26 protein-coding genes are annotated in these 23022 nt (G+C 36.0%); 15 read left to right on the top strand and 11 right to left on the bottom strand.

From position 1 onward, the window contains the following. The first annotated feature begins 26 nt into the window (after positions 1 to 26). Both BK579_RS06030 and modA read left to right on the top strand, forming a co-directional pair. Positions 27 to 1208 carry an MFS transporter gene (locus BK579_RS06030; RefSeq protein ID WP_078544278.1) on the top strand — a complete coding sequence of 394 codons (1182 nt, stop codon included), beginning with the start codon at positions 27 to 29 and terminating at the stop codon, positions 1206 to 1208. A gap of 205 nt (positions 1209 to 1413) precedes the next feature. Further along, positions 1414 to 2193, top strand: a complete 780-nt coding sequence (gene modA, locus BK579_RS06025) for a molybdate ABC transporter substrate-binding protein (RefSeq protein WP_078544276.1) — start codon at positions 1414 to 1416, stop codon at positions 2191 to 2193. Between the two features lie 40 nt (positions 2194 to 2233). On the opposite strand, the gene BK579_RS06020 is transcribed toward modA, so the two are convergent. Next, complete coding sequence (locus BK579_RS06020; protein ID WP_078544275.1) at positions 2234 to 2452, bottom strand: hypothetical protein; 219 nt, start codon at positions 2450 to 2452, stop codon at positions 2234 to 2236. A gap of 295 nt (positions 2453 to 2747) precedes the next feature. Here BK579_RS06020 and BK579_RS06015 point away from each other — a divergent pair, with 295 nt between their 5' ends. Genes BK579_RS06015 through mnhG form a run of 7 tightly spaced genes read left to right on the top strand, consistent with a single transcriptional unit; the run spans position 2748 to position 8499 of the window. After that, positions 2748 to 5153 carry a Na+/H+ antiporter subunit A gene (locus tag BK579_RS06015; protein WP_078544273.1) on the top strand — a complete coding sequence of 802 codons (2406 nt, stop codon included), beginning with the start codon at positions 2748 to 2750 and terminating at the stop codon, positions 5151 to 5153. Then, positions 5150 to 5572, top strand: coding sequence for a Na(+)/H(+) antiporter subunit B (locus tag BK579_RS06010; RefSeq protein ID WP_078544272.1), 423 nt, complete (start codon positions 5150 to 5152; stop codon positions 5570 to 5572). The genes BK579_RS06015 and BK579_RS06010 overlap by 4 nt, the downstream gene beginning before the upstream one ends. Continuing rightward, positions 5572 to 5913: a Na(+)/H(+) antiporter subunit C gene (locus BK579_RS06005; RefSeq protein ID WP_078544271.1), complete on the top strand. Its 342-nt coding sequence runs from the start codon at positions 5572 to 5574 to the stop codon at positions 5911 to 5913. The genes BK579_RS06010 and BK579_RS06005 overlap by 1 nt, the downstream gene beginning before the upstream one ends. Beyond that, entirely contained in the window at positions 5906 to 7387 is a 1482-nt protein-coding gene (locus tag BK579_RS06000; RefSeq protein WP_078544269.1) for a Na+/H+ antiporter subunit D, read from the top strand. Before BK579_RS06005 ends, BK579_RS06000 begins: the two co-directional genes overlap by 8 nt. A gap of 5 nt (positions 7388 to 7392) precedes the next feature. Beyond that, the gene (locus BK579_RS05995; RefSeq protein ID WP_078544267.1) at positions 7393 to 7872 is read left to right on the top strand and encodes a Na+/H+ antiporter subunit E; all 480 of its coding nucleotides are present in this window, start codon (positions 7393 to 7395) and stop codon (positions 7870 to 7872) included. Beyond that, positions 7869 to 8153 (top strand): Na(+)/H(+) antiporter subunit F1, encoded by a 285-nt coding sequence (locus BK579_RS05990; protein WP_078544266.1) that lies wholly within the window; start codon positions 7869 to 7871, stop codon positions 8151 to 8153. Before BK579_RS05995 ends, BK579_RS05990 begins: the two co-directional genes overlap by 4 nt. Continuing rightward, positions 8137 to 8499, top strand: a complete 363-nt coding sequence (gene mnhG / locus BK579_RS05985) for a monovalent cation/H(+) antiporter subunit G (protein ID WP_078544264.1) — start codon at positions 8137 to 8139, stop codon at positions 8497 to 8499. Before BK579_RS05990 ends, mnhG begins: the two co-directional genes overlap by 17 nt. 1060 nt (positions 8500 to 9559) lie before the next feature. On the opposite strand, the gene galT is transcribed toward mnhG, so the two are convergent. From galT to BK579_RS05970, 3 genes are all read right to left on the bottom strand, one after another. Then, positions 9560 to 11077, bottom strand: coding sequence for a UDP-glucose--hexose-1-phosphate uridylyltransferase (gene galT, locus BK579_RS05980; RefSeq protein ID WP_078544263.1), 1518 nt, complete (start codon positions 11075 to 11077; stop codon positions 9560 to 9562). Positions 11078 to 11196: 119 nt separating this feature from the next. Further along, positions 11197 to 12189, bottom strand: a complete 993-nt coding sequence (galE, locus tag BK579_RS05975) for a UDP-glucose 4-epimerase GalE (protein ID WP_078544261.1) — start codon at positions 12187 to 12189, stop codon at positions 11197 to 11199. A gap of 17 nt (positions 12190 to 12206) precedes the next feature. Then, positions 12207 to 13376: a galactokinase gene (locus tag BK579_RS05970; protein WP_078544259.1), complete on the bottom strand. Its 1170-nt coding sequence runs from the start codon at positions 13374 to 13376 to the stop codon at positions 12207 to 12209. 194 nt (positions 13377 to 13570) lie between these two features. On the opposite strand from BK579_RS05970, the gene BK579_RS05965 reads away from it, so the two are divergent. Continuing rightward, on the top strand, positions 13571 to 14785 hold the full coding sequence (locus tag BK579_RS05965; protein WP_078544257.1) for an ROK family transcriptional regulator: 1215 nt from the start codon (positions 13571 to 13573) through the stop codon (positions 14783 to 14785). 41 nt (positions 14786 to 14826) lie between these two features. Here BK579_RS05965 and BK579_RS05960 read toward each other — a convergent pair whose 3' ends face one another. Further along, positions 14827 to 15228 carry a hotdog fold thioesterase gene (locus BK579_RS05960; protein ID WP_078544256.1) on the bottom strand — a complete coding sequence of 134 codons (402 nt, stop codon included), beginning with the start codon at positions 15226 to 15228 and terminating at the stop codon, positions 14827 to 14829. 123 nt (positions 15229 to 15351) lie between these two features. Here BK579_RS05960 and BK579_RS05955 point away from each other — a divergent pair, with 123 nt between their 5' ends. Further along, positions 15352 to 15525 (top strand): asparagine synthase, encoded by a 174-nt coding sequence (locus BK579_RS05955; RefSeq protein WP_078544254.1) that lies wholly within the window; start codon positions 15352 to 15354, stop codon positions 15523 to 15525. A gap of 81 nt (positions 15526 to 15606) precedes the next feature. Here the strand turns inward: BK579_RS05955 and BK579_RS05950 are convergent, their stop codons facing one another. Further along, positions 15607 to 16206: a DedA family protein gene (locus BK579_RS05950; RefSeq protein WP_078544252.1), complete on the bottom strand. Its 600-nt coding sequence runs from the start codon at positions 16204 to 16206 to the stop codon at positions 15607 to 15609. Between the two features lie 179 nt (positions 16207 to 16385). On the opposite strand from BK579_RS05950, the gene BK579_RS05945 reads away from it, so the two are divergent. Both BK579_RS05945 and BK579_RS05940 read left to right on the top strand, forming a co-directional pair. Then, positions 16386 to 16781, top strand: a complete 396-nt coding sequence (locus BK579_RS05945; RefSeq protein ID WP_078544250.1) for a YuzC family spore coat inner layer protein — start codon at positions 16386 to 16388, stop codon at positions 16779 to 16781. A 90-nt stretch (positions 16782 to 16871) separates the two neighbouring features. Then, entirely contained in the window at positions 16872 to 17327 is a 456-nt protein-coding gene (locus BK579_RS05940; RefSeq protein ID WP_078544248.1) for a helix-turn-helix transcriptional regulator, read from the top strand. 142 nt (positions 17328 to 17469) lie between these two features. Here the strand turns inward: BK579_RS05940 and BK579_RS26695 are convergent, their stop codons facing one another. Then, complete coding sequence (locus tag BK579_RS26695) at positions 17470 to 17604, bottom strand: hypothetical protein (protein WP_268876457.1); 135 nt, start codon at positions 17602 to 17604, stop codon at positions 17470 to 17472. A 228-nt stretch (positions 17605 to 17832) separates the two neighbouring features. Further along, positions 17833 to 18099 carry a hypothetical protein gene (locus BK579_RS05935; RefSeq protein ID WP_078544247.1) on the bottom strand — a complete coding sequence of 89 codons (267 nt, stop codon included), beginning with the start codon at positions 18097 to 18099 and terminating at the stop codon, positions 17833 to 17835. Positions 18100 to 18259: 160 nt separating this feature from the next. On the opposite strand from BK579_RS05935, the gene BK579_RS05930 reads away from it, so the two are divergent. Then, a complete protein-coding gene (locus BK579_RS05930) occupies positions 18260 to 18865 on the top strand; it encodes a biotin transporter BioY (protein ID WP_078550420.1) in 606 nt (201 codons plus the stop codon). A gap of 695 nt (positions 18866 to 19560) precedes the next feature. On the opposite strand, the gene BK579_RS05925 is transcribed toward BK579_RS05930, so the two are convergent. Next, positions 19561 to 21069 carry a leucyl aminopeptidase gene (locus tag BK579_RS05925; protein ID WP_078544244.1) on the bottom strand — a complete coding sequence of 503 codons (1509 nt, stop codon included), beginning with the start codon at positions 21067 to 21069 and terminating at the stop codon, positions 19561 to 19563. 65 nt (positions 21070 to 21134) lie between these two features. Continuing rightward, positions 21135 to 21512, bottom strand: a complete 378-nt coding sequence (locus tag BK579_RS05920; protein ID WP_078544242.1) for a DUF309 domain-containing protein — start codon at positions 21510 to 21512, stop codon at positions 21135 to 21137. A 176-nt stretch (positions 21513 to 21688) separates the two neighbouring features. Here BK579_RS05920 and BK579_RS05915 point away from each other — a divergent pair, with 176 nt between their 5' ends. Beyond that, the gene (locus tag BK579_RS05915; RefSeq protein ID WP_078544240.1) at positions 21689 to 22168 is read left to right on the top strand and encodes a divergent PAP2 family protein; all 480 of its coding nucleotides are present in this window, start codon (positions 21689 to 21691) and stop codon (positions 22166 to 22168) included. 103 nt (positions 22169 to 22271) lie between these two features. Here BK579_RS05915 and BK579_RS05910 read toward each other — a convergent pair whose 3' ends face one another. After that, on the bottom strand, positions 22272 to 22970 hold the full coding sequence (locus tag BK579_RS05910) for a 3D domain-containing protein (protein WP_078544239.1): 699 nt from the start codon (positions 22968 to 22970) through the stop codon (positions 22272 to 22274). Between the last annotated feature and the right edge of the window lie 52 nt (positions 22971 to 23022).

Here is a 23022-nt window from a genome sequence, read left to right as displayed (position 1 = left end):
AAGTTACCAATCGAAATTTATTTATCATGTGGTTTGCTAATTTCTTTGTAGCAGCCAGTGCCACGATGATTTTGCCGTTTTTATCTCTCTATATAGAAACGTTTGGGGATTTTTCTGCAGACTATGTCCAGAGATGGTCTGGTTTTGTGTTTGGTATCACATTTTTAACGGCGTTTATATTTTCACCGTTTTGGGGAAGGTTTGGAGATAAGTACGGTTATAAAAAAATACTCCTTGTCACTGGTTTTGGGATCTCTTTAAGCATTTTACTAATGGGATTTGTAACATCGGTATCAGAGTTATTCGTACTGAGACTATTCATGGGTGCTGTCACAGGTTTTATTCCAACCTCACTTGCTTTAATCTCTGCACAAACCCCTAAAGAAATTGCCGGAAAAACACTTGGTACATTGCAAATGGGAACAGTGTCTGGTGGTCTTTTAGGTCCACTAATTGGAGGAGCAATGGCCGATACATTCGGTTTTCACTATACATTCTTCATCACATCCATAATTATTGCATTGGCTACCATTCTTGTTTTGTTCGGTGTCAAAGAAGTCCGTAAAGAAAAGGGAAAAGATAAAACTGAATATACAAGAAAAGAAGTCCTTTCACACATTTTCCATAATCCAATACTCTTATCGGTTATGTTTATTTCACTTATCATTCAAGCAGCAAATTTCAGTATTCAACCTTTATTGGCTTTGTATGTTAGTGAGTTGAGTAGCGCAGGTAATTTAGCCTTTTTAGCAGGCTTAGCCTTTTCTGCAACTGGGTTTGGGAACATGCTCGCAACTCGCCATTGGGGCAAATTAGGTGATCGAATTGGGCATGAACGTGTCATACTGATTCTCCTACTGCTGGCAGGTATTATGTTTATTCCGCAAGCCTTCGTAAGCAACTTATGGCAGCTAGTCATCTTTAGATTTTTATTTGGAATTTCTGTTGGAGGATTGATTCCTTGTATGACCGCGTATATTAGGCAAGTTGCACCTCTGGCAATTCAAGGAGAGGTACTTGGTTATAATGTGAGCTTCAGATATCTTGGAAATGTTATAGGTCCAACCATGGGAGGTATTTTAAGTGGATTTTTTGGCATATCCACAGTATTTATTATTACAAGCGTATTGTTTTTCTTGAGTGCGATCATATTATGGGTTAGCTTAAATCGAGCTGATGAAAAAGTCAAAGTACATGTTGATGCATAATCTAAAATGGCTATCTCTAGTTATTATTCTGTGACTAGGGATGGCCATTTTTCACATAGGGAATTACCTTCTTAACAAGTCCTGGTTTACCTAACACCTTAGTTTTTCATTACACACACAATTAAAGCTTCCATTTAACATTCTTAAAAAATCATTTATAATTCAATTCATAGAAACAAAACTATGAACAAAGGAAATATATAATATGAGAATTCATGTTTACTTCATTTTATTTTATTGTTTTTTGATGCTAGCAGGATGTTCTAGCAATCAAACCGATCATCCCAAAATAGAAATTACCGTCTCTGCGGCCGCAAGTCTTACCGATGTCTTACTCGAAATCAAAAAAGAGTTCGAATTACAAGAACCCTCTATTCATGTTCAAGTAAATTTCGGATCTTCAGGTTCGCTTCAAAAGCAGATACAACAAGGTGCACCCGTGGATCTCTACATCTCTGCTTCAAAGTTGAATTTTCAGGAAGCCATGACTGCGAATCTGGTTGAACCCAGCTCAGCAATCACTCTTCTTACAAATCAACTAGTTCTCGCAACTCCAAAAGATACTACACTCAGCATTAACGATTTTTCGGATTTAGCGAATAGCTCTGTTAAGAAAATTGCAATCGGGATTCCTGAAACCGTACCAGCTGGGCAATATGCAAAAGAACTACTTACTACCTTAAACCTGTGGAATAATCTTGAAAATAAACTGGTTTTAGCAAAAGATGTTCGTCAGGTGTTAACCTATCTGGAAACGGGTAACGTAAACGCTGGCATTGTTTATCTTTCAGATGCCATAAACTCTGATAAGATACACATTATTAAGACAGTGGAACAAAACCTGCACTCTCCTATAAATTATCAAGCAGGAATCTTAACAAGCAGCAACCAGCGCGGTGCAGCTGAGACATTCCTTTATTTTTTGAAAAGCTCCGATTCAACAGAACTATTTGAAAAGTATGGGTTTGAACCGGTTAATAAATAAAAAAATGCCAGTTCCAGACAAAGGAATTGGCATTTTTTTACTAACGATCAACTCTTATATATTCTCTGGACATGAAAGCTGGAAATATCCTCATATCTCCCACACCTTCAATAAAATAACTCTCCGCATTATGTTGGATCTGATAATCACCTTCGTCATTATTCATAAAATACTCTCTTTTGGTTTCACCATTTAGATACCAAGCTCCTAGGAAGATAATAACGAAGATCGATACTGCTACAACTAATTTTCGGAACATGTTTATCACCCTCTTGATTTTAGTTTTTTATAAAACCAAGAAAATATACATGTAATTAAAAAGAAAATTTTTTTTGTGTGAAAAATCACGTCTTTCTACATATTTAATAACTTCTATAAAAATCGTAAATACTACAAGATGGGATGAATGCAAGAAATTTTCCTATAGTATATAATTAGTTCTGCTACCAACCATCCGTTTAAAGCTTAACTATTTATATATCGTTAAGTAAATGCATAACATATCATAAATACGAAAGAACGTATGTTGAAATCTTAATAAGGGGGTTATACTTTTGACTTTGTTACACTGGGCCATTTTATCTCCATTTATAATGGCTTTATTTGTACCATTTTTTTATAAGAAATTTCGGCAAGTACATACCGGTTGGTTCGTTCTTATTCTCCCAATTGTTTTGTTTATTTATTTCTTTCAATTTATAAGTGAAACAATGAACGGAGTCTCGACAATCGAATCAGCACCATGGATTCCTTCATTAGGCATTAACTTTACTGCTTATATTGATGGGTTAGGATTACTTTTTGCACTACTTATTACTGGTATCGGTTCCCTTGTCATTCTTTATTCCATTTACTATCTCTCAAAGGAAAAAGAAGCAATCCATAACTTCTACGTTTATCTATTAATGTTCATGGGAGCAATGCTAGGAGTTGTTCTTTCAGATAATGTAATAGTGTTATACACATTCTGGGAGCTTACAAGCTTATCATCATTTCTATTGATCGGATATTGGTATCATCGAGAGAAATCAAGATATGGTGCACAGAAGTCCATGCTAATCACCGTGTTTGGCGGATTATCAATGCTAGCAGGATTTATCTTATTATCAATCATGACAAACACCTTCAGTGTTCGTGAGATGATTGGGCAGGTAGCTACATTACCTGAGCATTCCTTATTTATTCCAGCAATGCTCCTGATTTTACTTGGAGCTTTTACAAAATCTGCTCAGTTCCCTTTTCATATCTGGTTACCGGATGCAATGGAAGCCCCTACACCTGTTAGTGCTTATTTGCACTCTGCAACCATGGTCAAAGCTGGTATTTATTTGGTTGCCAGATTAAGCCCTATTTTTGCCGGTTCCTCTGAGTGGTTTTGGATCGTGTCAACCTTTGGAATCGTCACACTCTTCTGGGGATCATTTACAGCCGTTAAACAAACAGATCTAAAATCGATTTTGGCATTCTCAACAGTGAGCCAGCTTGGGATGATTATGGCATTATTAGGACTAGGTTCAGCCGCACTCCATTATGATCATCTTGATAAAAATATTTATTTAGCAGCAACTGTTGCAGCAGTGTTTCATTTAATCAACCATGCAACCTTTAAGGGTAGTTTGTTTATGGTAGTAGGGATTGTTGATCACGAGACAGGAACTCGTGATATTCGTAAGCTAGGCGGACTCATGACAATCATGCCAATTACATTTACACTTGCAATTATTGGCACGTTTTCAATGGCCGGTCTTCCTCCATTTAATGGATTTCTTAGTAAAGAAATGTTCTTTACAGGAGTAATTAATGCAGCAACATTAGACATATTTAATATGCAGACCTGGGGCGCATTGTTCCCTGTGATTGCGTGGGTAGCAAGTGTTTTCACATTTATTTATAGCATGATCATCGTGTTTAAAACTTTTACCGGAAAATATCAACCTGAAAAGCTAGATGTTAAACCACATGAAGCCCCAATTGGTATGCTAATTTCACCAATTATTTTAGCTTCATTAGTTATTGTTTTTGGTTTTTTCCCGAATATCTTATCGGGATCCATTATTGAACCAGCAATGGCTGCAATCCAACCAATGTTACTTGGTGACAATGGATCATATCATGTTCATATTTACCATTGGCATGGATTTAATATTGAATTATTCATGACACTCGGTGTTATTGCAGTCGGAACATTCATGATTATTTTCCTAGTAAAATGGTCTAAGCTATATGATTTATTTCCAAAACGACTTACGCTTAATAATTTATATGATGGTGGCTTAGTTGCAATGGAACGTTCAACATATAAACTTAATAAGTTTTATATGACTGGGTTTATCCGTGATTACTTGGTGATGATTTTTGCCTTTATGATTATTGTTTTAGCTAATACATTAGTAGCGAAAGATGCATTTACATTTACAACTGCAAATAGTGCACCAATCGGAGTATACGAGGTCATCTTAACACTTGTTATGATTACAGCTACGATTACTATTCTTTTTGCAAAATCAAGATTAACTGCGATTATCTCGCTAGGTGTTGTAGGGTATTCGATGTCACTGTTTTTTGTGTTATTCCGTGCACCTGATTTAGCATTAACCCAGCTAATTGTTGAAACCGTATCTGTAGCTTTATTTTTACTTTGCTTTTATCACCTACCAGAGCTTGATATTAAAAAGAAGCCGCTCCGATTCAAGTTACCAAATTTAATTATCTCACTCGGAGTTGGGACAATTGTAACCTTACTAGCACTTTCAGCAAATGGGACAAAGCTTTTTGATTCAATCTCAAGCTACTTTGTCGAAGCAAGTTATAAAGAAGCTGGCGGAAAAAATATGGTCAACGTTATCCTGGTTGACTTTAGAGGATTGGATACTTTATTTGAGATTACCGTACTCGGAATTGCAGCACTTGGTATTTTTGCAATGATCCGTTTACGCTTAACAAGGGGGAGAGAAGGTTGAGGACAAATGATTTAATCCTACAAACTATCACAAAAATAGTGATATTCATTATTCTTGCATTCTCTCTACATCTTTTCTTTGCCGGACATTATACACCAGGTGGAGGCTTCATCGGGGGATTAATGACGGCTGCAGCACTTGTGTTATTGCTTCTTGCTTTTGATGCTAAAACAGTAAAAAAAATCTTTCCGGTAGATTTTAAAAAAGTAACTGCTGTTGGGTTATTAATAGCTGTGTTTACAGGAATTGGTTCGTTTATTTTCGGTGTTCCTTTCTTAACACATACTTATGATTATTTTGATATTCCAATTTTAGGGGAAACCGGATTAGCAACAGCCGTGTTATTTGATATTGGTGTATATCTTGTGGTTATTGGAGTAACGATGACCATTATTCAAACGATCGGGGAGGATGAATAATGGAGATATTAATGTCGATAATGGTTGGAATTTTATTTACAGCTGCTACTTATTTAATGTTATCTAAAAGCTTATTAAGAATTATCGTTGGTACTGGCCTACTAAGTCATGGAGCTCATTTATTATTACTAACAATGGGTGGTTTAAAAACAGGGGCTGCCCCACTTCTTGGAGAAAAAGCAGCAGCTTATACTGACCCCCTTCCACAAGCGTTAATTCTGACAGCCATTGTTATCAGTTTTGGTGTTACTTCTTTCTTCTTGGTGCTAGCTTATCGCTCATACCAGGAGCTTGGAACAGATAACATGGATAACTTGAGGGGAACTGATCGTCATGAATAACTTAGTCATTTTACCAGTACTGGTCCCATTAGTAGCAGGGATTATTCTCATATTCTTTAATAAACAAATTACCGTCCAAAAATGGATTAGTGTGATTGCATCGATATTAACAATTGTTGTATCAGCAATCTTAGTTCAGACCGTTTTTAATAACGGTATCCAGATCATACAAGTTGGTAGCTGGAAAGCTCCATACGGAATTGTTCTTGTGGCCGACATGCTTGCATCATTATTAGTATTAACTGCAAGCATTGTTAGCTTAACTTGTATATTATATGCCTTCAAAACCATTGGAGAAGCGCGAGAAAAATTTTATTTCTACTCCGTCGTACAGTTTTTAATGGTTGGAGTTTTAGGCGCATTTTTAACAGGAGATATCTTCAATCTCTTTGTATTTTTTGAAGTAATGTTAATGTCTTCTTATGTCCTAATTGTTTTAGGTGGAACAAAGGTACAGTTAAGAGAATCAATTAAATATATCCTTGTGAATATTATTTCATCAGCTTTATTTGTTGCCGCTGTTGGACTACTTTACTCAGTTGTTGGGACATTAAATATGGCAGACTTATCACAGCGAGTAAGTGAAGTTGATCAACCTGGTATCTTAACTGTCATTGCGGTTATGTTTTTAGTTGTATTCGGGTTAAAAGGAGCTATTTTCCCGTTATTCTTCTGGTTACCTGGTTCATATCAAGCTCCACCGACTCCAATTACCGCTTTATTTGGAGCACTTTTAACGAAAGTCGGAGTTTATTCGATCTTAAGAGTATTTACCCTTATCTTTTATCATGATGCAGAGTTCACACATGGATTAATCTCGATCCTTGCAGGACTTACAGTATTAGTTGGGGTAATTGGAGCAATCGCTTATTGGGATGTTAAAAAGATTATTATATACAATATCATGACAGCAGTTGGTGTTATTTTATTTGGTGTAGCCACGCTATCTACTACCGCAATTGCTGGATCAATCTATTATGTTGTCCATGATATGATAGTCAAAGCTGCTCTCTTCTTTCTTGTAGGTGCCATGGCACATATCTCTGGTACCTTTGATTTAAAGAAAATGGGCGGATTAATAAAGAATCATCCAGTATTAGGATGGATGTTTTTCATAGCTGTTGTGACATTGGCTGGTATTCCACCATTAAGTGGATTTGTAGGGAAGCTTCTTATTGTTCAAGGTGGACTTGAAAATGGTCATTATGTAATGGCAGCAGTTGTGTTACTTTCAAGCTTACTAGTTTTGTATTCAGTCATGAAAATTTTCATGAATGGTTTTTGGGGAGAAACGAAGCTTAGTCTTCAAGAAGAAAAAGGAACAACAAAAGGACTTCTTTTACCAATTGCTCTCCTTCTTACATTATCAATTGCGCTCGGTATAGGTGCGGAATGGTTTATCCCATATTTCCATCAAGCGGCTGAAACCTTGATGAACCCATCCATTTATATCGATGCAGTGTTAAAGGAGTAGATGATATGGCATTACAGATTTTACTTAATATTTTTCTTGCCTTTACTTGGATGTTCTTAGGCAATTCGTTTACAGTAGGATCACTGTTTGGTGGGTATTTAGTGGGATTATTGATGATTTACTTTATGAGGCGTTTTTTTCCGAATCGTTTCTACTTGTATAACGTCATAGCTGCTATAAAACTTCTTTTGCTTTTTATCAAAGAGCTTATTTTGTCAAATATCGCGATATTAAAGATCATTTTAAGTCCAAAACTTGATATAAAGCCAGGGATTTTTGCATTACCCACCGAGTTAACAAAGGATTGGGAGATAACAATGCTTGCTAATCTAATTACACTTACTCCTGGAACACTTGTCATTGATATCTCTGACGATCGTAAAACACTTTATATTCATGCAATGGATTTAAAAGACGTCGAGGATTCAATTGAAAGTATTAAACAAACCTTTGAAAAAGCCATCAAGGAGGTGAGCCGATCATGATCGATGTGTTATTAAATGTTGCACTAGTTTTATTATCGGTTTCAACTCTAGGATTTGTGTATCGTGTCATTAAAGGGCCTACTACACCCGATCGTGTAATCGCTCTTGATGCTATTGGGATTAATTTGATTGGGATTACAGCTATCACTTGTATTGTTCTTCGAACTCAAGCATTCTTAGAGGTTATCTTATTGCTTGGTATACTAGCTTTCATTGGTACCGTTGCCTTTTCGAAATTTATAGAGAAGGGAGTTATCATTGAAGATGAAAGAAAATCTTGAAGTCATTTTAGCTTTTATCATTGTTCTGGGGGCCCTCATTAGTTTAATTAGTGCCATAGGTGTCATTCGTCTACCGGATGTCTATACACGTAACCATGCAGCGTCTAAAGGAGCGACATTAGGAATACTACTTATCCTCTCATGCGCATTTCTGTTTTTTTGGGTAGAGGATGGATATATGAACGCAAGGCTTCTTCTTGGAATCATCTTTGTGTTTCTGACAGCTCCTGTAGCAGGTCATTTAATCAGTCGTGCAGCATACTATTCTGGAGTACCACTTTGGGAAAAAAGTGGTCAAGATGCACTTAAAACTAAAAATAAGCAAGGGAAGCAAAAACAGCGATAGTTTCAGTCGAGTTAGAAACTGTTGTAGAGCGTTGATTCTTATGAATCAACGCTCTTTTTTGGTTTAGTTCGGGGTTACATGAAGATGATTGTTTAACACTGTTGGTTTGGGTGGCTTTTTCTTTATTAGGGCTATCCTCCTTATACGAAGCCTGCCAAATTCGGATAGATTTCTGTTTTTGGGGGTATAAACTATCTGAAGGCTAACCAATTTCAGACAGCTTCAACTCTGTAGGCTTCTAACCTGTCCGAAGGCTGCTCAACTTCAGACAACTTTTACTCTGTAGGCTTCTAACCTGTCCGAAGGCTGCTCAACTTCGGACAACTCTTACTCTGTAGGGCTATGAACCTGTCCGAAGGCCTCTCAACTTCAGACAACTTTTACTCTGTAGGCTTCTAACCTGTCCGAAGGCCTCTCAACTTCAGACAGCTTTTACTCTGTAGGCTTCTAACCTGTCCGAAGGCCTCTCAACTTCAGACAGCTTTTACTCTGTAGGCTTCTAACCTGTCCGAAGGCTACCCAACTTCAGACAACTTTTACTCTGTAGGCTATGAACCTGTCCGAAGGCCTCTCAACTTCAGACAGCTTTTACTCTGTAGGCTTCTAACCTGTCCGAAGGCTACCCAACTTCAGACAGCTTTTACTCTGTAGGCTTCTAACCTGTCCGAAGGCTGCTCAACTTCAGACAACTTTTACTCTGTAGGCTTCTAACCTGTCCAAAGGCTGCTCAACTTCAGACAACTTTTACTCTGTAGGCTTCTAACCTGTCCAAAGGCTGCTCAACTTCAGACAACTTTTACTCTGTAGGCTTCTAACCTGTCCGAAGGCTACCCAACTTCAGACAGCTTTTACTCTGTAGGCTTCTAACCTGTCCAAAGGCTACCCAACTTCAGACAGCTTTTCATTTGTGGGCTTCTAACCTGTCCGAAGGCCTCTCAACTTCAGACAGCTTTTCCACATCTATAAACCTCTAACTCAAACAAAAAAAGAGCTGAAAACTCGGCTCCAAAGTAGCCACACTCCAACTCTTAATAAACTATTTCAAACCAAGCTCTTCTCCTTATATCGTTTCAAGAAACCTTACAAATGCCCTTTGTCCTTCTTGGTCTCTCTTAAACACTCCACAATGCTCAAGTATCGTTGAGAAGATTAAGCCGACTTCTTTCTTTAAAATCTCTTCTACATTTGATTCTGTAAGATCTTTATAGTTCTGTTTAATTTCCACTGCCCATTTCAAATGTTTCTCGATGTCTTCATTTCCTCTTATAGATTCTTCAAAGTTGTCTGATACTAGAGCCACTCCAAGTTGTGTTAGCTCTTCTTTTAAACGTCCTGGAAGTACAGCAAGACCCATCACTTCTATTAGCCCGATGTTTTCTTTTTTAATATGATGAACCTCTTCATGGGGATGGAAAATTCCAAGTTGGTGCTCATCATTCGTGCGATTGTTTCGTAATACAAGATCTATTTCAAATAAGTCCCCTCTTCTTCGCGCGATTGGGGTAATTGTATTGTGAGGAACATCACCAGAAAAGGCGTGGATTCCTACCGTTTCATCGCTATAACTTCTCCACTTTGCTAAAATCACATCTGCTAATTCACTCAATTCACTTCTGTCTTCTCCCTGCAAGCGGATAACTGACATTGGCCATTTGACGATTCCACCCTTTATATTAGGATAGTTATCAAATGTAAATTCAGCATCGAATTCTGCCTTCGCCATAGGAAAATCATGATGTCCACCTTGGTAATGATCATGACTTAAAATAGATCCACCCACAATCGGTAAATCTGCATTCGATCCTAAGAAATAGTGTGGCATTTGCTCAACGAATTCTAATATGGTATCAAACGTACGCTTTGATATTTTCATCGGCAAATGTTCACCTAAAAAGATGATAGCGTGCTCATTATAATAAACATATGGTGAAAACTGTAAAAACCAAGATTCATCTCTTAGTGTTAATGGAACTGTTCTTAAGTTTTGTCGAGCTGGATGATTCACTCTTCCTGCATATCCTACATTTTCTTTACAAAGTAAACAATCAGGATAAGATGCTTGAGTGATATTCTTTGAATTGGCAATCGCAACCGGATCTATTTCTGGTTTAGATAAGTTAACTGTAATTTCAATGTCACCATAATCCGTTTTTGACAACCAGTGATCATTCTTTTTAATGCGATCCATTCGAATATAATGACTATGCTGTGATAGTTCATATAAGTATTGTGTTGCTCTAATAGGGCCTTTAGAGTGATATAAAGAAAAGAATTTTTTATTAACTTCTGACGGTTTTGGAATAAAGGTCCCCATAATTTTTGTATCTAATAAATCACGATATGTGACAGAATTAGCTTCCAACCTTCCATTTTCTGCTGCCCAATCTAAAATATTCTCTATAATATCTGCTGGGAAGTCGATCCCCTCTTCTTTTACTTCGACATCAACCCACTCCTCAAGCCCAAGAATATCTAGAATGCTATTTCTCGTAAAAATAACATCTTCTTGGTCAATTAAGCTTTTTTCAACTCCAAACAAGAGAAGTCTCTGAATTTCTTTATATATATTAACCATGATTATCAGTCCTTCTTGTATAAGGCTATTTGTTTGCTATTAAAACATAAAAACCACTATATCTGATTTCGAATAAAGGAAGTTAGCTACGTAACCGAGCAAACTTCCCCTTTTTCTTTTTTTTACTTGTCACCATATCCTTGTGGATGTGCTTGATGCCATTTCCACGCGGTTTCAATGATTTGTTCTAACGTATCATGCTTTGGCTTCCACCCTAATTGTGTCATCGCCTTTTCTGAAGAAGCAACTAACATAGCCGGGTCTCCACCACGACGAGGTGCAACAACCGCTTTGATTTCCTTACCAGTTACTTTACGTGACATTTCAATTACTTGTTTAACTGAAAATCCGTTTCCATTACCTAGGTTATAAACATCGCTGTTTCCACCATTTCTTAGCTTATCAAGCGCTAATAAATGCGCTGCAACCAAGTCGCTAACATGGATATAATCTCGGATACAAGTACCATCCTCTGTTGAATAGTCATCTCCAAAAATCTTAATTTCGTCTCGTTGTCCTAATGCAACCTGCAATATAATTGGGATTAAGTGTGACTCTGGTTGATGATCTTCTCCGATATCAACAGTTGTATGTGCACCTGCAACATTAAAATATCTTAATACCGTATATTTAATCCCATATGCCTGCTCTGCCCATTTTAGCATTTTTTCAATCGCTAACTTTGTTTCTCCATATGGGTTAGTTGGTACTGTTGGATCATTTTCTACAATAGGTACTGATGTTGGCTCACCATATGTTGCTGCTGTTGATGAAAATACAATTCGTTTCACCTGGTATTTTGCCATTGCTTTTAAAAGGCTTAATGCACCATTCACATTGTTATCATAATATTTTAATGGATCAACAACACTTTCTCCCACCAAAGAGTCTGCAGCAAAGTGAATAACCGACTCAATCTTATTTTCACTAAAAACACGATCCATAAAGTCTGCATCCCTTAGATCACCAACAAGCAGCTTTGCCTCGTTAGAAACAGCATCTTTATGACCTGTTTGAAGATTATCAACGACTACCACTTCTTCACCTTTTGCTAGTAAGTCTGCTACCGCATGACTTCCAATGTATCCTGCTCCCCCACATACTAAAACAGCCATCTTTTCCCCTCCGTTAATTATAATTTTAATTCACCAGCGCCATTGCCAATTTCAACGATATAAAAGTCAGCTTTCAAACCTGTTTTTTCTTGATATTTTTGTCCTACTGATTCAATAAATCTAGTGATAGCAGAATTCTCTACAATATTTACTGTGCATCCACCAAAACCGGCACCTGTCATTCTTGCACCAATTACTCCCTCTTCTTCCCAAGCAGATTGCACAAGAGCATCTAACTCACTTCCAGTAACTTCATATAAATCTCTTAATGATTTATGTGATTCGTTCATTAATTCTCCGAACCCGGAAATATCCCCTTGATTTAATTTGTGAACCGCGAGCTTCGTTCTAACATTTTCATAGACCGCATGCTCTGCACGAACTCTATCTACGTCTGAGGAGATCACATTTTTATTTTCTTCAAATTGTTCAATCGTCAAATCACCTAGTGATGTGATTTTAAGAACCGTTTTTAATTCTGCAAGTGCTCTTTCACACTCAGATCGACGCTCATTATACTTTGAATCTGCTAAACCGCGTCGCTTATTCGTGTTTGCAATCACTAATGTTGCATTCTCTAATTTAACTGGGCTGTATTCATATTTTAATGTTTCGCAATCAAGTAGAATAGCATGGTCTTGTTTACCTAATCCGATTGCAAATTGATCCATTATTCCACAGCTTACACCTATATATTCATTTTCAGCTTTTTGGCTGAATTTCACCATATCAATCATCGAAACATCAAGATTAAATAAACCATTTAAGACAACAGAAGTGGCTAACTCAATAGATGCGGATGAAGATAAACCAGCACCATTGGGAATATTCCCAAAATATAGAACCTCAAATCCACCCTCTACATTTAATCCATTTTGCTTTAAAACGTGTAATACTCCTTTAGGATAATTGGCCCAATCATGAGCTTCCTGATATGAAAGATCGTTCAGATTCAGCTCAACAATCCCCTGGTCAGGAAAGTTTTTTGAGTAAAGCTTGATTATGTTATCTTCTCTCTTACGTGCAATTGCATAAGTCCCAACACTAAGTGCACAAGGAAATACATGACCACCATTATAATCTGTATGTTCTCCTATTAGATTGACTCTACCTGGAGCAAAGAAGGCTCTTGGTTGATTTCCTTGACCGAAAAGTTCTATAAAATCATCTCTTAATTGTTGTTCCATGGTATCCACCTCTATCATTTCGACTTTATTAAATTAATTAATTAAGTTTCTAGATTCATTATAATATTAAATGAAATTCGATTCAATTGTTTTCTTTTTTTGAAAATCTAATTAAAAAGCGAATGTTCTTAATAAATTATTTTAACAAAGTTATGTTATAATGATTTTATACTATTTAAAGGTGGAAATATACGATGCTTGGTCAAAGAGGAAGCTTTCAATTAATGAAATCCCTTAACCGTTCAATTATTTTAAATCACATAAGACTATCTGGAGCTATTTCTCGTGCTGATATCGCAAAAGAAACAACACTAACACCTCCTACTGTCAGTAATATAGTTAAGGAACTACTTGATACAAAGTTAGTCGTAGAAATAAGTGAGGGTGTTTCAAGCGGTGGAAGAAAACCCACACTTTTGGCCATTAATTCAAGAGAATTTCACCTTATCGGCCTTGATATTGGTCCAAAATATTTACGTAGCATTGCTACAGACTTGAATGGAAATATCCTCTATTCTAAGACAACAGAAATTCCTACACCGATTACAAATGATCGATTACTCGATTTTATAATTCACCAAATTGAACAAATTCTTATGTTATATACAAAAGAACGCGACCAATTTATTGGGATTGGAGTGGGAATGCACGGAGTAGTCAATGTTGATAAGGGTGAATCCCTCTATGCTCCAAGTCTAAACTTGCGTAATATCCCAATAAAGAATAAATTAGAAGACAAATTTGGACTGACAGTCTTTGTAGAAAATGATGCTCGTGTCATGGCACTTGCAGAGCTCTGGTTTGGTAAAGGAACAACCTCAGAGAACTCTATTACCGTTAATATTGGAAGAGGAATCGGTGCGGGAATTATCATTAATGGAAAATTATTTTATGGTGATCATTTTATTGCGGGTGAAATTGGACATATGACAATTGATATTGGTGGAATAAAATGTAGCTGTGGAAATTACGGGTGTCTTGAAGCAATTGCTGGTGGTCCTGCCATTGCTGAGAGAGTCAAACGAGAACTATCGATCGGAAAAAAGAGTATAATCACAGAGCTTGTTAAAGATAATTTTGATTTAATTACTGGAAAACTTGTTCATGAAGCAGCCAAAAGTGGTGATATACTTTGCATTGATATCTTAAAGGAAACAGGTCGCTATATTGGGATTGGACTTACAAATCTAATTCATATCATAAACCCTGGGAAAATTATTTTAACCGGTGGTGTATCAAAAGCAAGTGATTTTCTCCTTGAGAGTATCATTGATACAATGGAGCAAAGAGTCCTAACAGCTTCAGCCAAAAATACAGAGATCGTTGTATCCGAATTTGAAGATTATGGAACAGCGATTGGGGCAATCACCTTGATTTTAGAGCATTTATTTTCTCCAGCATCAAATTAATCATAAAACGGGAGATCTCCTTTAGGAGTCTCCCGTTTTTATTATTGTTGTATTGGTAAAATGGCCATTGTACATCTCGATACACAAATCAATTGTGCTTTTTCATCGATTATTTTAATGTCCCATACCATTGTTTTCCTACCTTTATGTAGTGGTGTTGCCACTGCTTTTACGATACCGTCTTTTTTTGATTTGATATGATTTGCATTTATCTCTAATCCAACACAATACTCCTTCTCTTGGTCAAGAAGGTTATATGTACCAATACTTGCAATTGTTTCAGCTAGTGCAACAGATGCGCCTCCATGAAGAACACCGTATGGTTGTCTAGTTCGTTCGTCAACAGGCATTGATGCCACAGCTCTTTCTTCTGACAACTCTATAATTTTTATTCCTAAGGCATTAATTAAGGTGTTTTTAAAACTTGCTTCCATTTTAACCATTTCCTCTCTTGTAATATATCTCCTCTTAAAACCAAAAAATACACATATTTAAATTGTTACAATTGCAAAGAATATAGATGATGCTTGTGATAGCATCCATCCCGTTCTATAGGAGGAATACACATGAATGGTCGTGAGGGATTAATTCCAACCGTCTTAGGCACTGCAGTAACAGCTACAGGATTAATTTTAAAACAAAATAGAAAGATTGATCCTATGATTTCAAATACTGTTTTTGGCTTTGGCCTTGCTCATATTGTATTAGGAGCAATTGACCTGGTCGAGCATAGAAAATAATACAAGCACACAAAGTTATCTAATCATACATCCAAAAAGCTGAGTAGACATTATCGTCTTCCAGCTTTTATATTGTTAAGATTAGATTTCCCCCTTTAGCTTTACTCTTCGTTTATGTTTAACAGTAATTAATACTATGAGACCTGATACAATAAATAAAATCATCCCAAAAGTCAAACCAACTGGGACTTCCATATATAATTTTAATCCAAAGCTTCCTAACAAAAAGTAAATTGAGGTCCAAATAAAAATTGTTGAATAAGATATACTCGCAAATTTATAATAACGTAACCCGCTAAGGCCAAATAGAAATGGCACCATCGTCCGTAATCCTGGAATAAAATAACTAACTACAAGGGAAAAGGTTCGGTATCTATCTATTAAAGTCATGGAGCGTTCTATTGTTCTTTTTGTCCTTTTTTTCTTATTTAAATACGTTAGAAGAGGCTTACCAGCTAAATGACCTAACAAAAAGCTTGTTGTATTAGCTGCTATTAAGCCAAAAAAGGCACATAAATAAAGAAGAAATGGATTAAACAATTCAACCGAGCCTGCATATCCAACTGTCATTATAATCACTTCATTTGGGATAGGTATTCCTAATACTCCTATCCATAACCATAGAAACAAGCCAAAATAACCATATTGCTCTATTGAATCGACAATAGCTTCAAGCTCCATTTTTATCCTACTCTCCCATATTAAAATAGAAGCGATTTAAACTTAATTCTTATTATACAATAAATTTGTTATTTATTACCTAATTTAAACGACCCTTTCTTATTAATTTAATAACTTTTTTATTAACTAAGCTCCTAAATCTAAAGAGAACATATATTGTGAAAAAGGAGGCGATGTGTTTGAAATTTCCTTCAAAGGGACTGATGCAAAGATGCCCTTACTATTACCACTACCCAAGTTATTACCATGGTAACCCCTTTTACATTCAGAATGTAAGACAATATCCTGAGATAAATACGGAGACGTTTGTTAACTCAGCTAAAACAACTAAAAAACTCGTCCAAGAAAGTGAGCTGATTTGTAATCAGATCACAACATCTGAAGCATTTGCAAAGGAACTAATGGGTGCAGCTCAAGTATCTGATGATCGCAAAGTTAAGGAACTACTTAAAACAACTGGGATTAGTTCTACAGTAAATACCAATTATACTCCAGATGGAATTAACATTATTCTTTCTAGAAGCCTAAATGATATCGAGTGTTGTAGGTTAAATTTAGCACTAAGGTGGCGATAATTGAACTTACTGTTGACCTTACTTGGAAAACCATCTATGTTCGTGTAAAATTACACTGTTACATACGTGTAGTAAAGTGGGTGTTTTCCAATGGAAAGAGAGTTAATTATTGAGCTTGTATCATCTAAAATCAAATTAATTAGAACCGAAAAGGGTTACACTCAAGATAAAATGGCTGATATTCTTGGTATCTCAAAGAAAACCCTTGTTCAAATTGAAAAAGGACGAATCGAAGCCGGTTGGACTATTATAGTTGCGTTGTGTGCACTTTTTAGAGATAGTGAAATTCTAAAAGGAACTCTCGGTGATGACCCGATTGAAGTGATTGAAACCATTGCACACGATGGAATTGACATTCCAAAAGAAAGAACATTAGGCGGAAAAGTATGGTGGAAGGAAATAAAGAAAGTGGGTAATTTCAAGCTTCAACAAAACGTAATAAGCTCCCACTTTCGCATATTAGATGAAGAGGACTATCGTTGGTTTAGTTCTTTCAATCAAGAAGAAGCTGAAAAACGTCTTCTTGAATTATCTAATGAATATTAATTACTTCTTAACTTCTCTTGGTTTTTTTGCCGTTTTATTTTTTTGATAGGTGGAAGCTGTAAGATTATTATTCATTGCAGCTTCTTCGTTTAATTGTTCTTTTTTGGCCATATTATCCCTGCTTTCATTCTTGGTCTAACTGTTATTCATCAGATTCTGTTAGATATTTGTTTTCTCCTGTTGCAAAATTTATATTTCTTAAATCCATTTCAGGATCTAATTGATTTACATGCTCTTCTTGATTGAATTCCTCTACTTTTTCTTTGTCTTTAATCATGTTGGTTGAACCTCCTCTTTACATTATTAATTCCTATTTTCACATCTTTCATTCGAATTAAATTTTTCTACATTACCGTAATATATTCATAAAATGAAAAAAAGCCCAAAAATGGACTTTTAATTGAATATGCATTCAACAATGTTATTGTTATTTTTTTACAATTAAACATGATATTTTTTAGTCTCTCTAGTATGTTGTTAAAACAACAACGCCTTTTTAGCTGTTTTATTCTGTCCGCTGGCCTATCGCATTCTTCACAAAGATGTATTTTATTGTAGCAACTGTACCAACACCATAAAGGCCATACTTGATTCCTGTTAATAAGACGTCGTAATTAAACGTCTTATACTCAAGCATAGCGAAAACTAATCCTAGTATGACAGCTGTGAGCGGAATATATCGATTCGATATTCCCGTAGCCTGTCTAATGGCATATAGCATAACAGCTAATGCGACATATGCCGTATATTCAATTCCCATTAATTGTTCCATATAAAACCCCCCCTACTAGATATGTATCAGAAAAGAGGGAAAAAGATGACCAAGTTATCTAATAACATACATTTGTTAACTAAAATATTTTTTAAGTTGACAAAAATCTATTTTCATTTTATATTTTTGTTAACCAAAATATACAGGAGGTTAACAAATGATGGGTAAAAAAAGGAAATTTCGTACAATTGATTTAACTATGGCGAGTATGTTTGTTGCGTTGATGGCTATCGGGGCAAATATAACATCGTGGATTCCCTTTTTACAGGTTGCCAATATACCATTATCTATGCAACCATTTTTCGCCATTCTAGCAGGCTTATTATTAGGAAGTAGGTTAGGGGCATTATCAATGGTGGTTTACTTATTTGTTGGACTTGCTGGTGCACCAGTCTTTGCACAGTTCTCTAGTGGCTTTGATGCTTTGTTAGGTAGTTCAGGTGGATTTATTTTATCATACATACCAACTGCGTTTATTGTAGGAAAAATAATTGAGAGCACTTCTAAACCAGAATTAAAGCATTTCTTACTTGCTTCATTTGCTGGAATCTTCACTATTTATCTAGTCGGTACTAATTATATGTACATTGCTTTAAATTATTGGTTAAACATTGACATGAGTTATGCTGCAGCATGGATTGCAATGACATGGTTTGCTTTGAAGGATGTTATTTTTACAGCTTTTGGTGCAGTGATCGCCCCTAGAATCTTTCATGCTACAAAGCGAGTGACTCGCAATTCTTCGAACACAAAGATTGCGTCATAAGAAAAGGGTTGTCAAGTAAATTATCAGTTCGCAACGGGTTATGTTATTATCACAAACATTAAAACTACAAGTCAAAATGAGTGCCAATTTGCATTTGAAATTGACACTCATTTTTTATTGATAAAAAGCCATTTGGAAGGAAATAACATAAAAACTTATATAGGGAAATGCACCAACATAGTAGGGGGACAATGTTTGTTATACCACCAAAGCTTCCTACATTTGATATACAATTTTCTTACTAAAAATTTATTATTAACCGGAGAATTTCCTGTTAAATGGCTGAATAGAGCATGATTCGGGGTAAATAAGCGGAAGTTTTCCGATTAAGTAAGGTAAAATTACCCATTTAGAAGTTTTTTGAGTTAATAGTCGGAATTTTTCCGTTTATTTAAGCTAATTGCAGTGCTATTTCCAAAATAAGAGTAAATTCTCCGCTTATTCTCAAACCATACTGTTCCCTCTTCTGCTCCTGAGGGTCCACTCCTATATGGTTGAGTTAGCCAGAATATTGAGGGGCAATAGTTCAGCAAATAACCAAAAATGGAAAAATAAAATGACTCAGTATAGTTGAACTGAGCCATTTTATATTATAACTGCAAAAACAAATAAAAAAGGTAGTACAAATCGGGCTACCTTTTCAATTGTAGTTTTGAGTTTTGTAACGGTGCTACCCTTTATTGCAGCTTTTCTTATTAGTTTTCTTTTGTATGATTAAACCTCTCCACAAATGTAGCTAAAGTACGCACCATCACACCTGTACCCCCAGCTGTTCCTAAATCATAATCAGATTTTGTTGTGGCTGTACCCGCGATATCCAGGTGGACCCATGGTGTATCTTCTGCAAATTCACCAATAAATGTTCCTGCAAATATGGCGTGACCATCTCGACCCGGTGAATTGTTTAAATCTGCAACCTTACTATTGCGAACTCGCTCTTTATGCTTTTCCGTAATTGGCAATCTCCAAATGGATTCACCTGCTTCATACGACGCCTCAAGAACCTGTTCAAATAACTCTTCGTTATTTGTCATTGCACCCGTAATATCATTTCCAAGTGCGACAATGATCCCTCCTGTTAATGTCGCTACATCAACCAGATAGTTTGCGCCATGATGCTTTGCATATGTCACCCCATCCGCTAACGCTAAACGACCCTCAGCATCAGTATTAAGCACTTCAATTGTTTTACCATTTAAGGCTGTAATGACATCATCTGGTTTAAAGGCATCTCCACTAATCATATTGTCGGTAGATGGAATAACAGCTACCACATTTTGTTCTGGTCGAAGCTCACCGATTACTTCCATTGCACCAAGAACAGCTGCAGCACCGCCCATATCGGCTTTCATCCCAACAATCCCATCCTTAGGCTTAATCGAATAACCACCAGTATCGAATGTAATTCCTTTTCCAACCAGCCCAATTACATCCTCCCATTGGTCTTTTCCCTGATACTTCAGAACAATCATTTTAGGAGGTTCTACTGACCCTTTATTTACGGCTAATAAAGCACCCATCCCGAGTTTTTCCATCTCTTCTTTATCAAGGATTTCCACTTCAAACTCGTATTTGTTTGCTAATTCAACTGCATGGTTTGCTAAATCTGTAGCTGTTAGCATGTTACCTGGTAAATTCACTAGCGTTCTTGCCGTGTTCGTACCCTTCCCATAGGCAGTGCCTACATCTAGACTTGCTTTAACTTCCTCAGCACTCTCATTTGTATAAATGGTCACTTCTGATAATTCTTTATCTGGAATATTTGATTTTTGTTTATAATTAGCAAACTGATATGTAGCTAGTGCAACAGCTTCTCCAAGGGCATGCCCTACCTCTAAAACGTCCAACTTTTCGGTTGTAAATGTGTCTACTAATACACTAAATTGTTCAACTTTTGACTTCTTAATTGTCTTTACTGCTTTTCCAAGGACTTCACGTACAGCTTCGAAATCTATGTCATTCTCTTTTCCTAGCCCCACAAAAAAGATTCGCTTTATTTTTAGAGTACCTAAAGTATGTAGTTTTGAAATTTCTTTTTTCTTTGCTGATATATCACCCTCAGCCAATAAAGTCGATATTTGCCCATTTAATAATGAATCAAGCTCACTTACAATTCCATCTAATTTACGATTTTTATCAACTAACCCTACAACGATTGCTTCCTCTTCTTGTGTAAAATCAAACTGACCTTTAACTGTATACAACAAATCCACCTCCATATGATATTTATATTATAAGATAATTCATTACTTATTTCGAGTAACTAAATTTATTCTTCTAAATAAAGTACGAATGCTGGTAAACTTGGAAGTGCAGAAATATCACTAAAGTCAATCCGATCAATATCTTGTGGTATAATTGATTGACAGTGCTCAATAAATTGGTTTACCTTTTCCAAATCAATCCCCCAATAAAACGGTCGGTATTTTTGAATATATTGATGACCAGCATCCATCATTAGCCGAGCACCTTTTACATTTCCATACTCATAATGGTAGATAGCAACAGTCATTTGTAACAAACCTTTTAAAAAGAGATTATCTTTATCTGTCATCCAAATATCTTCTAATAAGTCATGGCAAGTATAATAATCACCCTCATTAAATTTCACAAAGAAATCATAATATTCCATTGGATATGAGGTCATAGGACAACCCACCTTAATTTAAAATAGATCTATTTAAGTACAGTGTATAACAAATTATTATTAATTACATGTGAATTGGTTTGATTTTAGAAGACAATCATTTAAAATAAAGAGATATATATAAATAACACATGAAACTCAACTCATCGAAGCTTGTATATGAAAGGACGTTTGCAATGGATTTATTTACAAATTTCCCTCTATGGGCCGCACTTGCTGCGATTGGATTTGCTCAATTTATTAAAGTGCCTATTCAATATATTGCCATTCGAAAAATAGATTGGTCCTTAGTAACAAGTACAGGTGGAATGCCTAGTTCCCATTCAGCTGCTGTAACAGCTTTATGTACAGGGATCGCGATTGAACAGGGGCTAGATTCTCCCTTTTTTGCTATTTCATCTGTCTTTGCAATTATTGTTATGTTTGATGCTACCGGCGTTAGAAGACATGCAGGTGAACAGGCAACTGTTTTAAACCGTCTTGTAATTGACTTCCAAAAGTTTATGGAAGATGCAAAAATGTGGCCAAATATGGATCAACAGGAAAAACAAAAGGAATTGAAAGAGCTATTAGGACATCAGCCAATAGAAGTGTTTTTTGGAGCAATAACTGGAGTTATATTAACATTACTACTTCATTTTCTTCTTTCACTTTGACATTTATTGCTTGTTTTCATGTCTAAAAATATGCAGATAATAAAGCTGACCAAACGAACGAAACTTCGCTTGGTCAGCTTTTTACTATTTTATATTTAATAACTTAGCTTTTTGAACCAAGATATTGTTGTCTAAATACTTGCATTGATTCATTTTCATTTAAATTTGATAAATCTTTTTCCGTGAGTTTTCCCTGACCTATTTCTACAACATAAACATCAAGGGTCTTTTTACCCCACTGATTATAAACATCAGCAACCGTTTCATAATAGAGGTCTACTTTATTCCCTTTAATTGCTCCACCTTTATCAGCAACTACTCCGTAGCCATAACCAGGGATGAACAGGATTGTCCCTAAGGGAAATACATTTAAATCTGCAGCAACTGTGGAATAAAGATCACGCTTTACTTTAACCCCAGAATATGTAATCCCATAACCAGGATGATTTGGTGACTTCCCCGTAGACTCTACTCCTGCTGTATATCCAGTAGCTGTTACCGTCGTTTTAGGATACTTTGTCCAGTCGATTGCCTCCTCTAGCGTAAGTGAATTTTCTACTTCTTCACTTGAGGATATTGATGTTTTTTCAGCACCGGCAAAATTAAGCACTTTAGTAAACAGATTCGATTTTTTTCCTGAATTCTCTTTTACCTGTTGTGATTCCTCATATGTCTGCCTATACTCTGCAATCCAATTAGATAAATCCATAGCACTTACATTTGATATTGATTGAAACGTTGTAAAAAATGCTACAACAAATAAAAATGACATGATACTTCTTCTAATGATTATATTTATCATGATTCATTTTTCACTCCTCTCACGAATCTATTAATTTCCAATAAAGATGTAA

The sequence above is a fragment of the Litchfieldia alkalitelluris genome, from assembly GCF_002019645.1.
In the GTDB taxonomy this organism is placed as follows: Bacteria; Bacillota; Bacilli; order Bacillales; family Bacillaceae_L; genus Litchfieldia; species Litchfieldia alkalitelluris.
Note: the sequence above shows the minus strand (reverse complement) of the source record. Positions and strands in the feature narration are given on the sequence as shown.